The organism is Kineococcus sp. R86509 (assembly GCF_042466365.1).
Lineage (GTDB): Bacteria > Actinomycetota > Actinomycetes > Actinomycetales > Kineococcaceae > Kineococcus.
Genome location: NZ_JAXHCE010000001.1, coordinates 1,312,806 through 1,328,069 on the forward strand (window position 1 = coordinate 1,312,806; position 15,264 = coordinate 1,328,069).

Genomic DNA, 15,264 nt, shown 5'->3' on the forward strand with positions numbered 1-15,264 from the left:
GGGTCACACCTTGTCATCCCCACCCCCGTTCCCGTCATCCCCGTCCACCGGAGGGGTCAGAGCCGTCCTCGGGAGGCACCGGGGCGCGGGGCGGGTGAGGGTGGAGCCGTGATCGCTCCCGACCGCCCCTGGCCCACCGAACTCGTCCTCGTCCGTCACGGGCAGTCCACGGGGAACCTCGCCGACGCGCACGCCTACGCGACGCGCTCCGAGGTGGTGGACATCGCCGAGCGGGACGCCGACGTCCCGCTCTCCCCCCTCGGTCGCGCCCAGGCCCAGGCCGTCGGCCACTGGCTGGCGACGGCGTCGGAGGCTCCCTCGCCGCCGGAGGTCGTGGTCTGCTCGCCCTACGAGCGGGCTCACCGCACGGCGCTCGCGATCGTCGACGCGGCGCGGGAGGCGGGCCACGACGTGGCGACCCCGCGGACCGACGAGCGGCTGCGGGAACGCGACCTCGGCTGGTGGGACGGGCTGACCGGCGCCGGGGTCCGGGCCCGCTTCCCCGAGGAGGCCGCCCGCCGGCAGCGGATCGGGAAGTTCTACTACCGCCCGCCGGGCGGTGAGAGCTGGTGCGACGTCGCGCTGCGGGTCCGCAGCGTGCTGTCCTCGCTGCGCGAGGAGCACCCGGGCCGGCGGGTACTCCTGGTGTCCCACCAGGCGGTGATCATGAACTTCCGGCTGGTGCTGGAGGGTCTCGACGAGCGCAGCCTGCTGGCGATCGACGCCGAGCACCCGCTGGCCAACTGCTCGGTGACCTCCTACGCGGCCGGTCCCGGCGGTCTGGAGCTGCGGGCGGCGGGTGACACGCGGGCCGTCGCGGACGTGAAGGTGACCGATGACGACGTCGACGACGAACCGAGGTCCTGATGAGCAACGCGTCCGACCGGGCGGTGACGGTGACCTCCGCGGTCCTGCGCGAGTGGCCGCTGCCACCACCCGGTACCGGGAAGGAGTCCCGCGGTCGGACGGTCGTGGTCGGTGGCAGCACGCGGACCCCGGGTGCGGTCCTGCTGGCCGCGGAGTCGGCCCTGCGGTGCGGAGCGGGGAAGCTGCAGGTCGCGACGACGACGACGACGGCCGCCCCGATGGGGATCGCCCTCCCGGAGGCGCTGGTGCTGCCCCTGCCCGAGACGGGCGAGGGCGGGATCGACCCGGCGTGCGGGGCCGAGGGTGGTGAGCTGTCCGAGCTCGTCGAGGGGGCCCACGCGGCGTTGCTGGGGGTCGGGGCGATCGGCGAGGAGGACGTGCGGTCGCTGTTGTCGCAGCTCGTCCCCCGGCTGCGCACCGTCGTCGTCCTCGACGCCCTGGGGTTGGCGCCGGTGACCGCGGACGTCACGTTCCTGCACCACCTGGAGGGTGGCGCGGTGCTGACCCCGAACCTGTCGGAGCTGGCGATCGTGCTGGACGCCGAGCCCGAGGAGGTGGAGCGGGACGTGGCCGGGGCGACGGTCGAGCTCGCCCGTCGCAGCCGGTGCGCCGTGGCGGCCGGGGGCGGGGAGTCGTGGATCGCGGCTCCCGACGGTCGGTGCTGGCGCGACCCCTCCGGCGGTGCCGGTCTCGGGGTGTCCGGGTCCGGTGACGTCCTCGCGGGGATCGTCACCGGGTTGTGCGCACGGGGCGCGGACCCCGTCCAGGCGGCCGTGTGGGCCGCTCACCTGCACGGACGTGCGGGTGACCGGTTGGCCAGCTCGGTGGGCCGTCTCGGGTTCCTCGCCCGCGAGCTGCCGGCGCAGGTGCCGCCGGTCCTCGCGGAGATCGAGGTCTAGGCGAGCAGCGCGGCGGCGCTGGGGACCAGGTCGCTCAGCGGGATGTCGAGGCGCCAGCTGGTGGAGGACCGGATGTCGCAGGCGCGGGGGTCGCCTTCGGCGGCGTCCCACGTCTGCGGCTGCGCGGTGACCTTCCACGCGTCCGCGCCCTGCTGGCGGGCGCGGGCGGCAAGGGCGGTGTCGCCGGACGCGGTGGCCGCGGAGGCGATCACGTCGACGGCCCGACCGAGCGAACGGGCGTCGTAGAAGGCGATGGTGCAGCCGGTCTCGACGACCGTGGTCGAGACCAGGATGCAGCCCGACTCCTGGAGGGCGGCGTCGAGGGCGGCGACGGCGGCCTGCTGGCGGGGGGCGCGGCGCTGAGCGGGGACGTCACCGCGAAGGGTGGCGCGCGAGTCGTTGCGGAGCTGGGTGGCGGGCATTTCCGGTTACTCCTCGGTTGACGACATCGACCTGGTGCCGGAGTCCCCGTCGACTCGTTACCGACAACCAGTGAGGCCATCGGTCGCTGTTCTGTACGACTTGAGTCTAGGCACCTGTTCGGGGCAGCGGTGACCACGGGGGCACCGGGAGCCCTCTGCGTTCGCTTGCAGCGCAGGAGGTTTCCAACGACGCTCTGTCGTAGTTCGACGAGGTCGGACGCAGTGGGGCGCGGTCCCGGAACCACGCCGCGGCGCGCGGTCCCTCCCCCGGTAGGCTTGCTCCGCGCCCCCATAGCTCAGGGGATAGAGCATCGGTTTCCTAAACCGTGTGTCGCAGGTTCGAATCCTGCTGGGGGCACCAGGTCCGTGATCGCCGTGCGGTCACCCGTCGCGCCCCGGTCCCCCGCGACTCAGAGGGACCCGCCACGGGCATCGCGCCGCTCCCCCGGGAGCCGGGGGCTCCGCTTCCCCGTCGTGATGAGTTCGAGGAGCTTCGGCGTGTAGGTGACGCCGTGCACCTCGGCGGCCCGCCGCAGCAGCGCCACGCTCTCCGCGGCACCGCGTCCGAAGACGGGCAGGCTCGCGATCTGCGCCGGGGCGTTCGGCCCGGGGGTGTCGTAGGCCCCGCCGCGCAGGCGCAGGACCGGACCGCTGCCGGCGTAGGGCCAGGTCGTCGTCGACCAGGACACCTCGAGCACCTCGGCCCACGGGTAGGAGGTCTCCCCGCTCCGGCGGACGACGACGACGGCCTCCGCCTCCAACCGGACCCGGTCGGCGCGGTGGACCAGCACCGACCAGACGACGCAGAGGGCGGCCAGGACGACGTAGCCACCCACGTAGCCGACGACCCCCGCGACCCCCCACGGGTTCCACCAACCCAGCACCCCGACCACGACGAGGGCCCCGACCGCGGTCACCACCGCACGTCGGATCCCGACGGCCCCCAGGACGACCGGTTCCTCCTCCACCCCGCCATCCTCCGCGAGGTCACCGCAGCCCGCCGCCGAGGGGCGCGGGAGGATGCGGCGTGCCCCACCGCCTCACCCCCGCCGACATGCCCGACGGCCTGACCGTGCGCATCGACCGGTTCCGGCACGACGACGTCTGGTTGCGCACCTGGACCATGTGGATCGCGGAGACCGAGGATCTCAGCCCCGACGAGCGCCACGACGTCGTGCTGATCCACGGGCTCGGGGTGTCCTCTGCCTACTTCCAGCGGCTCGCGCTGGTCCTGGCCCGCTTCGGCACCGTCCGACTGCTCGAACTCCCCGGCTTCGCCGGCGTTCCGCACCCGGACCACCCGCTCTCCACCGAGGACCTGGGCGCCCTCGTGGCGTCCTGGGTCCGACGCGAGGGGATGTCCCGCGTCCTGCTGATCGGGCAGTCGATGGGTGCGCAGGTCGTCACGGAGGCCGCCGTGCAGGATCCGGGGATCGCCGCGCACGTCGCGCTCATCGGTCCGCCGGTGAACTCCGACGAACGCTCGGTCGCGCGCCAGGGGTGGCGACTGCTGCAGTCGGCCGTCTTCGAACCCGCGGCGGTGCGGTCGATGTCGATCCGGGGCTACGTGCGCTGCGGGTGGCGCTGGTTCGCGCACACGCTGCCCGCAATGATGCGCTACCCCATCGAGGACCGGATCGGCCTGCTCGAGGTCCCCGTCCTCGTCCTGCGCGGCGGTCACGACGCCGTCGCCCCGGAGGTCTGGACGCAGATGCTCGCCGGGAGGGCACGCCGGGGCAGCTGGGCCGAGGTTCCCGGCGCGGCGCACTCCGTCGTCTTCGACCACGCCCGCGACGTCCACGCCCACCTCGCAGACCTCGTGCAGCAGTGAGCCTCCGGGCCCGCGTCGCCGACTACGCATGGATCGTCGCCGCCCAGGCCCGGGCGTTCCTCGCACCTCCCGACCCCGGGCGGTGGGGGTCCGGTACGGGCGCGCCGGTCCTGCTGCTGCCGGGGATCTGGGAGGGCTGGGCCGTCCTGCGCGAACTCGGCGACGCCCTGCACCGGGCCGGTCACCCCGTCCGCGTCGTCCCGGGCCTCGGGACGAACTCCGCCGACGTGGACGTAGCCGCGCACCTCGTCGCCGACCGGCTCGACGCGCTCGACCTGCACGACGTGGTCGTCGTCGCCCACTCCAAGGGCGGTCTCATCGCCAAGGCCGCCCTCCCCCTCGCCGGGGACCGCATCGCCGGGATCGTCACCTTCGCCACGCCGTTCGCGGGGTCCCGCTACGCCACCTGGTTCCCGGCCCGTCCGGTCCGCAGGCTGTCCCCCCGCGACCCCGCCCTGCGCGAACTCGCCGCGGACGTGAGCTCGCACTCCCGCATCGTCGCCCTGCGTCCCAGGTTCGACCCGCACGTCCCCCGCGACGCGGCGACCCCGGCCCTGACCGGCGCCGTCGAGGTGGAGCTCCCCCTCGACGGGCACTTCCGCCCGCTCGGCGACGCGGACCTGCACGCGGCGGTGGTGCGGGCCGTCGACGGTTTCAGCGGCCCTGGTCGACGCCCGCACGAGCCGTGACCCCGCTCCGCCCGGTACTTTCCGAACGTGAGCTCCGACCCGTACGCCCCCCACGTCCCGAACGCCGCCCTGCACACCCAGCTGCTGGACGCGCTGCGCAGCGACGCGGCGGTCCCCGTGCTGCGCGTGCCGGACGAGGGACCGGACGCTGCGTCCTGGCTCGACCTGCTCCCCGAGAGCGCGACGTCCCGGCACAGCCGCGCGGTGGGGGCCGTCCTGGGCGGCGGGCCGGTGGCCGTCGACGCGGGCGAGGAGGCGGCCACGTTCGTCGCCGGGCTGCTGGCGGTGCTGCTCGCCCACGGCGCCGACGTCGGCGTGCTCGCCGGCTCCTCCGCCGCGCGGGTCGCCACGGAGGTGTCGGCGCTCGGTGTCCCGCTGCTGGACGGGGTGACTCCGGCCCCCCTGCCCGTCGCGGTCGCGGACGACCCGCAGCGCTGGGCCGCCCTGGTCTCGGAGCTGGAACAGCGCGCGGCCCGACCCCCCGAGCCGGTGGCGGACGGTGCTCCGAGCCTCTTCGAGGCGGTGGCCGAGCTCGTCGCCCTCCGGGCCCAGCACGTGCACCCACCGCTGCAGCCGGGGGCAGCGACGTGGTCCGCGAGGGCTCGGGAGGGCATCGCGGAGGCCCTTCGGGGCGGGACGGGCGCAGCGGCGGACCCGCTCGCCGGGCGCTCGGAGGACGAGGTCGCCGCGGTCACGGCGCTCCCCACCCAGCTGCGGGACCTGACCTCGCTGACCGAGCGCTTGGTGCTCGACCTGGCCTGGCACCGTCCCCGGACCCTCGCCGACGTCGACCGTGCTCTGGAACTGCTCGGCCGCGTCGAGGCGGCCCGGAGCACATACCTGCCGGCGGCGTTCCGCACCGACCTGGCCCGGGCCCGTGAGGTCCTGACCCGCCCGCAGCGCTCCTTCCTGAGCAGCGAGGAACGCGACCGCCGCCGCGAGGTGAAGCGCCTCGCCGGCCTGCGTCACGACGGTGCGTTCGGGGTGGCCGACGTCGACGCGCTGCAGGTGCTGCAGGACGCGTGGGCCGAGCAGTCCTCGGGCGCACCGGCCGCCTGGCCGGTCCGCGCCGACCTCGCCGGCCAGGTCGAGCTCGTCCGCCGGTCGCTGCGCACGGCGGCGGGCGCGCTCCCCGGGGTCCCGGCCGACCTGGACGAGTTCGAGGTGGCGGAGTTCGTCCCCCTGGCCGAGCAGGCCGAGTCCCTGACGGACACCCCGGTGCGCGAGCCGCTGCCGATCGGTGCCCCCGAGCTCGACGAACTCCGTTCGGGGCTGCCCACGGGCGCCTCCGCGGCCGACGTCGGGCAGTTCGTCCGTGCGGTGTGGCTGCGGGCGCTCACCGAGGAACGGACCACCGGACCCTCCGTCGACCCGGGGCGGGAGCTGCGCGAGCTGGCGACGGGACGACGGATCCGTGCCGCCGAGGGTCTGAGGGCGGCCGTCACCGACGGCACCGTCCGCCCGGCCCGCACCGCGACACCCGACGGCGGGTACGACGTCCTGGTCGTGGTGGACGCGCAGGAGTTCGAGACCGCCCGCGTGCTGGACCTGGCCGGTCGGGCCCGTCAACTGGTCGTGGTCCGCTCGACCGGCGCAGCGGACCCGGGTTCCGTCTGGACTCGGACGGTCCGGTCGGTGGAACCCCACGAACTCGGGTGGCCGGCGGTCGTCGCCACCACCGCGATCGAGACCTTCCGCGAGTCCCTGGCCGCGGCGTTGCGTGGCACGGTGGCGGTCACCACGGGTGAGGTGGTGGCCGGTCGTGCCGTCGACCTGGTCGTGGCCGCACGCACCGGCGAGCTCCCCGCCCTCGCCGTCGACCTGGACGGTCCCGCGTACGCTGCGCTGGGGACGGTGCGCGACCGCGAGATCGCCCGTCCCGCCCGGCTGGCGGATGCACGCGTGGGCCACCTCACGGTTCCCGCCCTCGACTGGTTCCGGGATCCGCGCGGGACGACCCGCCGGATCACCGACGCCCTCGCCCGGTTCACCGACCTGGACCGCGCCGTCGAAGAACCCGCCGTCGAAGAACCCGCCGTCGAAGAACCCGCCGTCGAAGAACCCGCCGTCGAAGAACCCGCCGTCGAAGAACCCGCCGTCGAAGAACCCGCCGTCGAAGAACCCGCCGTCGAAGAACCCGCCGTCGAAGAACCCGCCGTCGAAGAACCCGCCGTCGAAGAACCCGCCGTCGAAGAACCCGCCGTCGAAGAACCCGCCGTCGAAGAACCCGCCGTCGAAGAACCCGCCGTCGAAGAACCCGCCGTCGAAGAACCCGCCGTCGAAGAACCCGCCGTCGAAGAACCCGCCGAACTTGAGCTGCCCCGGGGTCTCGGTTCCGCCGCGGACGCCGAGACGAGGGTCGCGGAGTTCCTCGCCGGTCTGAACGGCGGGCACCCCAACGTGGACCAGACCCCGCCCGCGGTCGTCGACGCCGCGGTCGCCCTGACGTTCGCCCGCCTGGGGCTGGAGGTGCAGGAGCAGGCGCTGCTCGACGGCGCGATGGACGTCATCGGTTTCCGTCGCCGCGGGATCAAGGTCATCCGGGCGTTCAAGGAGTCGGTGCAGCGGAGCAAGAAGCGCATGCGCGGTGCCGGGCTCAAGATCAACTGACCGCCACCCGTCCCACCCGGGACGTGGGGGTCCTCGTCGTCGGTGCGGTCGCGGCCGGGAGATCACCAGCGCGTGCCTGCTGGACCGGGACGGCGGTCGGCGGCCTGTCTCGGTGGGAGGTACCGCACCCGCCCGGGCAGGCAGGAAGGGTGATCCTCCGGGGGTCGGACGGTCGATCCCGGCCCCCTGAACGCCGATGCACGATCCGGGTCGACGGCCGTCGATCGCACGGCAGGTCCACCCGACGGGAACCGACGCATGCCCCAGCAGAGCCCGACCGTGGCCGGAGCCCCGGTCCCGTTGCGGCCGTTCGTCGCCGTCCTCGCCGGTCGCGGCGCCGAGGTCGTGCGCTGCTCGGGATGGCTCCCGCTCTCGTCCTGAGCGGCGCGCACGCACTGCTGGACGGGCCGCTCGCCCTCACCGCGGCCCTCCTCGCCGTGGTGGCCGCGGCGTGCGGCACGGCCGCGCTGGCCTGGCTGTCGGTGACCGCCGAGCGGGGCGCAGCCGCCGCCCGGGCCGACCTCGACACCGCGACGGCGAGGTCGGAGGCCGACCGGGTCGCCGACCAGACCAAGCTGCTGGCCCTGAACGCCACGATCGAGGCGGCCCGGGCCGGGGCTGCCGGCGACGGTTTCCGCGTGGTGGCCGGGGAGGTCAAGGACCTCGCGGCGACGACGGCCGGCTCGACCCACGAGATCTCCACGACGGTGACGACGGTCCAGGCCGACGCCCACGCCGTGCTCTGCAGCCTGCGCGCCGTGCAGGCACGCGTCGCCGGGATCGACGACGTCGCCGCCGGCCTGCGCTCCGTCGCCGACCAGCAGCGCGACGCACTCGTGCGGCTGCAGGGATCGGTGGCCGCAGCCGTTGACGGCGCCCACCAGATGGGTGATCTCGCGGCTACCATGGAGTGGCGCCGGGTCTCGCGGTTCCCCTGCCAGCAGGACGTCGTGCTGCGCGTCGAGGGCCGGGAGAACCCCGCGACGGCGCTGGACCTGGGGCTCGGAGGCGCGCGGGTCACCACCGCGTCGACCCAGCGCGTCGGGGTCGGCACCCGCGTCGTCGTGCACTGGCCCCACCGCACCGGCACCCTCGACCTCGCGGGCGCCGTCGCGCGGGTCAGGACCGTTACGGGTGGTCACGACCTCGGCATCGTGTTCGACGTCTCCGCCACGGCGGCGCCGGCCGGTCTCGTCGCGGTCGTGGACGGTCTGCGGTCCCGCGTGGAAGCGGTTCCGGCCCGCTGACCTGCGCCGTCAGTCCAGGAGTCCGGCCGCCCGGGCGAGCCCGATCGCGGCCTGCGTCGAGGTGACGGACACCTTTCCCCGGGCCGAGGCGAGCGTGGCACCGACCTGGGCGAGGGTGCTCTGCCGGCGCTCCGCGACGACGCTCGCGGGGAGTCCCCGAGCCACGGCGCGCAGGACGTCCACCTCGTCGGCCGTCCACGACGCGACGCGCGACGCGGCCGCTTCGCGACTCATCCGATCGTCCCCCACTGCTCCGCCTCCTCCACGAGCCCCTGCGGCTCGACGTCTCCTCCGGTCTTCGAAGTGGTCGAGTGCCTGGATCCCGGAAGCTCACGGTCGACTCAATGTGACGCCCGTCACACAAGACCCCGGTTGGGTGGCAACGGTTGCCTCATGCAAAGGTATCCGCCGATCCTTCAACGTTGCACTGGAGCTGACTCGTGTCTGCACGACGCACGGGGGGCGACGGCAAAGCCGACCTCCTCTTCGACATCCGCACCGTGATCGGCGGCCTGTTCGCCGTCTACGGCGTGGTCTGCCTCATCTACGGACTGGTGTCGTTCACCGACGCCGACCGCGCCAAGACGGGCGGCATCAACCTCAACCTGTGGACCGGGATCGGCATGCTGGTCCTGTCCGCGCTCTTCATCGGCTGGACCGTGGCGAAACCGCTCCACGCCGAGACGCCGGCCACCGACGCCACCGACCTCCCTGACGGGGAGGACGCGAAGTGAGCGCCACCCTCGTGACGAGCGTGGCCACCGCGTCGAACCTGCGCATCGACGCCCACCTCATCGACTACCTGCTCGTCGGGTTCTACTTCCTCATCGTCCTCGGCATCGGCCTCATCGCCCGCCGCAGCGTCTCCTCGAGCCTGGACTTCCTGCTCTCGGGTCGCAGCCTGCCCGCCTGGGTCACCGGACTCGCCTTCGTCTCCGCCAACCTCGGCGCCACCGAACTCCTCGGCCAGGCCGCCAACGGCGCCCAGTTCGGTGAGCAGGCGTTCCACTACTACTGGATCGGCGCGATCCCGGCGATGGTGTTCCTCGCGCTGGTGATGATGCCGTTCTACTACGGCTCGAAGGTCCGCTCCGTCCCGGAGTTCCTCGGCCGCCGCTTCGACGCGAAGACCCAGCGCCTGCAGGGCCTGCTGTTCGCCATCGCCTCCGTCCTGCTGGCCGGCGTGAACCTCTACGCGATGGCCATCGTCGTGAACGCCCTGCTGGGCTGGCCGACGTGGCTGGCGATCGTCGTCGCCGGCGTCATCGTCCTGGCCTACACGTTCCTCGGTGGCCTCTCCGCCGCGATCTACAACGAGGTCCTGCAGTTCTTCGTCATCGTCGTGACGATGGTCCCCATCACCCTCGTCGGCCTGCACCGCGTCGGCGGCTGGGACGGGCTCGTCTCGCGCCTGACCGACCAGGGCAGCCAGAACATGCTGCAGGCGTTCCCCGCCCAGGACCTCACCGGGATCGGCAGCGCCGTGGGCTCCACGTTCGGCGTCGTCCTCGGCCTGGGTTTCGTGACCAGCTTCGGCTACTGGACGACCAACTTCACCGAGGTGCAGCGGGCGTTCTCCGCCCGCAACGCCGCCGCGGCGCAGCGCACCCCGCTCATCGCAGCCATCCCCAAGGTGCTCATCGCGCTGGTCATCATCATCCCCGGCATGATCGCCGCGGTCCTGATCCCCGGCATCGAGAGCCTCAAGAAGGGCCTGCCGAGCGACGTCACCTACAACGACGCCGTCCCGCTGCTGCTGCGCGAACTGCTGCCCAACGGCTTCCTCGGGGTGGCGCTCGCCGGCCTGCTCGCGGCGTTCATGGCCGGCATGGCCGCGAACGTCAGCTCCTTCAACACGGTCTTCACCTACGACCTGTGGCAGGACTGGCTGCGACCGGGCAAGGATGACGCGCACTACCTCAAGGTCGGCCGCGTCGTGACCGTCGTCGGGACCGCGCTGGCCATCGGCACCGCGTTCATCGCCGCCGGGTTCAGCAACATCATGGACTACATCCAGACGTTGTTCTCGTTCTTCAACGTCCCGCTGTTCGCGGTGTTCGCGTTCGGCCTGTTCTGGAAGAAGCTCACCGGGACGGCCGGTTTCTGGGGTCTGCTCTCGGGGACGCTCAGCGCGGTGTCCGTGTTCGTGCTGAACCAGGTCGGGGTGATCTCGTTGTCCGGGCAGGGTTCCAGCTTCCTCGGCGGCGGCGTCGCCACGGTCGTGGCGGTGCTCGTCGGCTGGCTCGTCTCCCGCGGTGGGACGCCGAAACCGGAGGCGGACCTGAAGGGCCTCGTCTGGACCCTCACCCCCGCCTCGGTGCGTGCCGTCCCGCGCGAGGCCGGCTGGTACCGCAACCCGACGGTCCTCGCCACGATCGTGCTGGTGCTGGCCGTCGGCGGGTACGTGCTCTTCGCGATCGTCTGACCCGCACGCAGACGGCCCCGGAACCCGCGCAGGGTTCCGGGGCCGTCCTGCGTCCGGGCTCAGGCGCCCGAACCACCGCCGGGCTGCAGGATCCCGTTGGCGAACATCTGGTACGGCGCGTAGGACGGCGCCGTCTCGGTCGGGTCGTCCGCGGTCACGAGCACCGCGGCGACGTCGGGGGTGAACCCGAGGACGAGCGAGACCGGAGCGACCGTCGTCCAGCCCCAGGGGGCCTTCACGACGGGCAGCTTCACCACGGACACCTGGTCGCCGGAGTACCCGACGAGCTGAACCGTCCAGCCCGCCACCGGGATCGGGTGCGCCTGGGTCAGCGACTGCCAGGTCGAGAGGTCCATCGCGTCGGGGAGTTCGTTCCCCCCGACACGGACCGACTTCACCGTCACGCCGGGGTTGGAGACCCCGCCGTCGGTGACGTAGCGCAGGGCCACGTCGACGGTCCGGCCGGCCACCGAGGAGGCGTCGAAGACGGTCTCACCGTTGACGACGCCGCTGAGCCCGCCCGTGGTGGGGTCGGCGTCGGCGGTGGGCAGGTTGACCCAGGTCCCCGTCGCCTCGTCGTAGACCTGGACGTAGAAGTAGTCGTAGCCCTCCTCGGTGTCCAGGGCGAGGTCCAGCGTGATCGTCGGGTCGTCCGCGGGGACGTCGACGGAACGCACGATCGCACGGTCGAGGTTGTCACCCTTGCCCGAAGTGAGGTTCCCGTCCTCGGAGGTCCACTCGACCGGGCTGACCGGGTAGTTGCTCGCCCCGACGAAGCTCACGAAACCGTCGGAGAGGTAGCCGTCGAGGTTGCGCAGCCGCACGTAGTCCGCGCCGTTGACCGGGGCCCCGGGCGAGTCGTAGGCCTGCGGGGTGTCCCAGTTGACCATCCCGGACAGCGCGCCCGAGGTGAGGTCCGCGGCGTTCCCGTGCTTCACGCTCGCCCCGCCGTCGATCGCCGCGTCCACGGCGTTGGAGGCCAGGTAGGCGTGCAGGACGTCGAGGGCGTCGTCGTCGTAGCCGAACTGGTCGAGGACCTTCTGCAGACCGGCGAGCCCGTTCGCGGGTTCGTTGTGCAGGGCGCTCATGAACTCGTCACCACCGAAGTGGTCGGCGAGGTAGAGCATGAACGCGTAGGTGGCACCGTAGTCCGCGAGGGTCTCCGGAGCGCCCTGGTCACCCCACTGGGTGATCGACTGCTCCGGGCCGCCGAAGCTCTGCGTGGGGTTCCAGCCGAAGAACGAGGAGAGGTGACTGTCGGCCGTGGGGTCGTCCAGCGGGACCGACGGGTCGACGTAGCCGACCAGGGTCTGCGCCCAGTCCGAGAGCCCCTCGTTGACCCAGTTGACCTCGTCGGAGTCGGTGTAGTACTGCAGCAGGTGCTGGTACTCGTGGGCGAAGGTGCCCTCGTAGTTGCGCACCCGGGGTTCACCGAGGCCGGGACGCTGCAGGAAGTCCGCGCAGGCCTGGTAGGCGGGGTCGTCGGAGTCGTCCGGCGGGTTGGTGCCGGTGCGGTGCAGCCAGTCGAACCCGTCGATGGTCATGACGTTGCGGTCGAGGAGCTCGTTGAACGTCGAGTAGAAGAACCCGCCGATGTAGGTGCGGCCGTTGACGTTGGTCGGGTCGTAGTAGTTCTGGTCGCGCACGTTGTCGATGAGCGCGACGGTCCGGTCCCCCTCGCCGTCCCAGTAGTCGGCCGGGTAGGTGCCGTCGGGGAAGAGCGAGCTGAACACCTGGTTCGACCCGTCGCGGTCGGGAGCGACCGAGAACGCCTCGGACTCCTTCGGCAGCATGTTGTCGTCGAACTCGTCGGCGAAGCTCTGGGCCTGGGCGTCGGTGACCGACGTCAGCGCCCCGTCGGAGAGGGTGTTGCGGCAGTCGCCCTCGGGGAAGCTGAGGTCGTCGGCGACCCAGACCTCGATGTGGTCGCCGAGACCCTTGAGGGTGTAACCGCGGACGTCGATGGCGGTGTCGAACACCTCGCCGTCGGGGGTGACGCCGCCGTCGATGAGGGACGGCCAGTCCTTCTCGTCACCGACCCGAACCCCACCGCCGCTGCGCGTCTGCGGGGCGGACAGTGTCGTCCGCGCGGCACTCACGTCCGCCTGGGAGGTCAGCGGCAGCGGTCGTCCGTCCTTGTAGTTCCCGTCGACGAGCGTCATGTCGGAGGCCAGCGGCACCGACAGCAGGGACGGTTCGGCCGAGGCAGCGGTCGCCGACGCCGGGATCGCGAGCGCCGTCACCGACAGGGCGGCCAGGGCCAGTCGGCCGCCGCGCGAGGGGTGGACCATGAATCTCCTCCTGGGTCGTGGCACGGGTGACCCTTCCCCCGGAAGGGTCACGACCTGTGCGCGCTGTGAGCTTTCACCACTCACAGCCAGCCCACAAGGGGACGCGGCGGTCGAGTTCGACAGACTGTGCGGGTGAGCACCGATCCTCTGCGCATCATGACCGTCTGCACGGGCAACATCTGTCGTTCCCCGATCGCCGAGGTGGTCCTGCGTGACCGGCTCGCTGCGGCCGGGCTCGCCGAGCGGGTGGTGGTCGACTCCTCGGGCATCTCCGACGAGGAGGACGGCAACCCGATCGACCGGCGCGCCGCGGCGGTGCTGCGCGAACACGGCTACGAGGTGCCCACCCACCGGGCCCACCAGGTCACGGTCGACGAGATCGCGCACCGGGACCTGCTGCTGGCCATGACGTCCCGGCACGCGCAGTGGCTGCGCAGCCGGGACCCCGACGCGGAGGTCCGGCTGTACCGGTCGTTCGAACCGGGCGCCGAGGGGTCCGGTCCGGACATGGCCGACCCCTGGTACGGCGGCCGCGAGGACTTCGAGCGGACCCTGGAACAGGTCGAGGCGGCGGCCGACGCCGTCGTGGAGCACGTGCGCCGGATGCTCTGACCCGCCTCAGCCCGCGGGCAGGGTGAGGACGAGCACGGCGCCGGCCGGGAGGTCCGGCGGCAGCGTCGGGTCGTCGGGGTCCGCGCAGCGCAGGTCCCCGCCCGCGGCGCGGGCCAGCCCGCGCGAGATCGACAACCCGAGCCCCGCTCCCCCGTCGCCGGTGCGGGAGGGGTCGAGGCGGACGAGGCGTTCGAAGACGAGTTCTCGGTCGGCGGGGGCGATGCCGGGCCCGTCGTCGGCCACGACGACTCGTCCCCAGCGGCCGTCGTCGGCGCGGTCGACCACGACGACGACGCGTCCCCCGGGCGCGGCGACGCGGGCGTTGGCGAGGAGGTTCACCACGACCCGCCGCACGTGTTCGGCGTCGGCGCGCAAGGGCACCGCGGCGGCCCGGACCTCCACGGGCGCCCCGGGTGCCGCGTCGTGGACGGCCGTGCGGACGACGTCGGCGAGGTCCAGCGGCGACGGATGCGGGCGGACCTCCTCCAGCCGCGACACCGCGAGCAGGTCGCTCACCAACCGGCCCGCGCGGCGGGCCTCCCGCACGATCCGCACCGCGGCCTCCTCGCGCTGCTCGCGGGAGCCGCTGTCGAGCAGCAGCCGTTCCGCGGCGGCGACCACCGCGGCCAGCGGTGTCCGCAGGTCGTGGGCGGCGTCGGAGAGGAAGCGCTGCAACCGGTCCCGGGCCTGCGAGGCGCGAGACTCCGCGCCCTCGAGGGAGTCCAGCATCTCGTCGAAGGCGACCGCGACCCGTCCGAGTTCCGTTCCCGCCCGGTCCGGCGCCAGTCGTCGGCCGCGGTCGCCGGCGGCGATGGACCGGGCGGTGCGGGTCATCGTGTCCAGCGGGACGAGGGCCCGGCCCAGGAGCAACCAGAGGGCGAGGACGGCCACGACGACGCCGATGGCCCCACCCCACAGCATCGAGCGCCGGAACTGCGACCGGGCGTCCTCGACGGGGCGCAGCGAGGTCGTCACCTCCAGCACCCGCCCGTCGCCCAGCTCCCGCTCGACCCGCAGCAGGTCCCCGTCCTCGACGACGTCGGCCGCGGGACCGGGCGCGGCGGCAGCCGGGCCGGGGGGACCCGCCGCCGGGCCGGCACCGGGACCCGGTCGCCCCACGACGGTGCCCCCGTCGGTCTGCAGCTCCGCCGATGCCCCGGCGGTGGCGAGGCGGTTCACCAGGGTCTGGTCGTCGACGACCCCGTCGAGCTGGACCCCGAGGTCGGCCAGCCCGACGAGTCGGGCGCGGGCGTCGTCGCGCAGCCGCGAGCCCAGGTCGGCGTCGACGAAGACCCCGACGGCGAGCAGCAGCAGGACGACGACGGCGGCGGACACGGCGACGACGCGCCGGCGCAGTGAGACGGTGCGCAC

15 protein-coding genes and 1 tRNA gene are annotated in these 15,264 nt (G+C 73.3%); 11 read left to right on the forward strand and 5 right to left on the reverse strand.

The genetic code is table 11. From position 1 onward, the window contains the following. The first annotated feature begins 108 nt into the window (after nt 1-108). On the forward strand, nt 109-867 hold the full coding sequence (locus tag SJY07_RS06165) for a histidine phosphatase family protein (RefSeq protein WP_380157754.1): 759 nt from the start codon (nt 109-111) through the stop codon (nt 865-867). Further along, nucleotides 867-1,766 (forward strand): NAD(P)H-hydrate dehydratase, encoded by a 900-nt coding sequence (locus SJY07_RS06170; RefSeq protein ID WP_328295127.1) that lies wholly within the window; start codon nt 867-869, stop codon nt 1,764-1,766. Before SJY07_RS06165 ends, SJY07_RS06170 begins: the two co-directional genes overlap by 1 nt. Here SJY07_RS06170 and SJY07_RS06175 read toward each other — a convergent pair. Beyond that, nucleotides 1,763-2,188 carry a hypothetical protein gene (locus SJY07_RS06175; protein WP_328295126.1) on the reverse strand — a complete coding sequence of 142 codons (426 nt, stop codon included), beginning with the start codon at nt 2,186-2,188 and terminating at the stop codon, nt 1,763-1,765. The two genes, SJY07_RS06170 and SJY07_RS06175, sit on opposite strands and share 4 nt — an antisense overlap. A gap of 285 nt (nt 2,189-2,473) precedes the next feature. Here SJY07_RS06175 and SJY07_RS06180 point away from each other — a divergent pair. After that, nucleotides 2,474-2,549: transfer RNA gene (locus tag SJY07_RS06180), tRNA-Arg, on the forward strand. A gap of 49 nt (nt 2,550-2,598) precedes the next feature. Here the strand turns inward: SJY07_RS06180 and SJY07_RS06185 are convergent. After that, nucleotides 2,599-3,156: a hypothetical protein gene (locus SJY07_RS06185; RefSeq protein WP_380157756.1), complete on the reverse strand. Its 558-nt coding sequence runs from the start codon at nt 3,154-3,156 to the stop codon at nt 2,599-2,601. A gap of 59 nt (nt 3,157-3,215) precedes the next feature. Here SJY07_RS06185 and SJY07_RS06190 point away from each other — a divergent pair, with 59 nt between their 5' ends. From SJY07_RS06190 to SJY07_RS06210, 5 genes are all read left to right on the forward strand, one after another. Beyond that, nucleotides 3,216-4,019, forward strand: coding sequence for an alpha/beta fold hydrolase (locus SJY07_RS06190; RefSeq protein ID WP_380157758.1), 804 nt, complete (start codon nt 3,216-3,218; stop codon nt 4,017-4,019). Then, nucleotides 4,016-4,708 carry an esterase/lipase family protein gene (locus tag SJY07_RS06195; protein WP_380157760.1) on the forward strand — a complete coding sequence of 231 codons (693 nt, stop codon included), beginning with the start codon at nt 4,016-4,018 and terminating at the stop codon, nt 4,706-4,708. Before SJY07_RS06190 ends, SJY07_RS06195 begins: the two co-directional genes overlap by 4 nt. 27 nt (nt 4,709-4,735) lie before the next feature. Further along, nucleotides 4,736-7,318, forward strand: a complete 2,583-nt coding sequence (locus SJY07_RS06200) for a hypothetical protein (protein WP_380157762.1) — start codon at nt 4,736-4,738, stop codon at nt 7,316-7,318. Between the two features lie 258 nt (nt 7,319-7,576). Further along, nucleotides 7,577-7,699 (forward strand): hypothetical protein, encoded by a 123-nt coding sequence (locus SJY07_RS06205; RefSeq protein ID WP_380157764.1) that lies wholly within the window; start codon nt 7,577-7,579, stop codon nt 7,697-7,699. Continuing rightward, on the forward strand, nt 7,678-8,565 hold the full coding sequence (locus tag SJY07_RS06210) for a methyl-accepting chemotaxis protein (protein WP_380157766.1): 888 nt from the start codon (nt 7,678-7,680) through the stop codon (nt 8,563-8,565). Before SJY07_RS06205 ends, SJY07_RS06210 begins: the two co-directional genes overlap by 22 nt. Nucleotides 8,566-8,574: 9 nt before the next feature. On the opposite strand, the gene SJY07_RS06215 is transcribed toward SJY07_RS06210, so the two are convergent. Further along, on the reverse strand, nt 8,575-8,799 hold the full coding sequence (locus tag SJY07_RS06215) for a hypothetical protein (RefSeq protein ID WP_380157768.1): 225 nt from the start codon (nt 8,797-8,799) through the stop codon (nt 8,575-8,577). A gap of 206 nt (nt 8,800-9,005) precedes the next feature. On the opposite strand from SJY07_RS06215, the gene SJY07_RS06220 reads away from it, so the two are divergent. Together SJY07_RS06220 and SJY07_RS06225 are read left to right on the forward strand one after the other, a co-directional pair. Beyond that, a complete protein-coding gene (locus SJY07_RS06220; RefSeq protein WP_328295118.1) occupies nt 9,006-9,299 on the forward strand; it encodes a hypothetical protein in 294 nt (97 codons plus the stop codon). Continuing rightward, a complete protein-coding gene (locus SJY07_RS06225) occupies nt 9,296-10,990 on the forward strand; it encodes a sodium:solute symporter family protein (RefSeq protein WP_380157770.1) in 1,695 nt (564 codons plus the stop codon). Before SJY07_RS06220 ends, SJY07_RS06225 begins: the two co-directional genes overlap by 4 nt. Before the next feature lie 59 nt (nt 10,991-11,049). Here the strand turns inward: SJY07_RS06225 and SJY07_RS06230 are convergent, their stop codons facing one another. Then, complete coding sequence (locus tag SJY07_RS06230) at nt 11,050-13,281, reverse strand: peptidase M6 (RefSeq protein ID WP_380157772.1); 2,232 nt, start codon at nt 13,279-13,281, stop codon at nt 11,050-11,052. A 156-nt stretch (nt 13,282-13,437) separates the two neighbouring features. Here SJY07_RS06230 and SJY07_RS06235 point away from each other — a divergent pair, with 156 nt between their 5' ends. Then, nucleotides 13,438-13,893 carry a low molecular weight protein-tyrosine-phosphatase gene (locus SJY07_RS06235; RefSeq protein ID WP_380162190.1) on the forward strand — a complete coding sequence of 152 codons (456 nt, stop codon included), beginning with the start codon at nt 13,438-13,440 and terminating at the stop codon, nt 13,891-13,893. A gap of 6 nt (nt 13,894-13,899) precedes the next feature. Here the strand turns inward: SJY07_RS06235 and SJY07_RS06240 are convergent, their stop codons facing one another. Next, nucleotides 13,900-15,264, reverse strand: a complete 1,365-nt coding sequence (locus SJY07_RS06240) for an ATP-binding protein (RefSeq protein ID WP_380157774.1) — start codon at nt 15,262-15,264, stop codon at nt 13,900-13,902.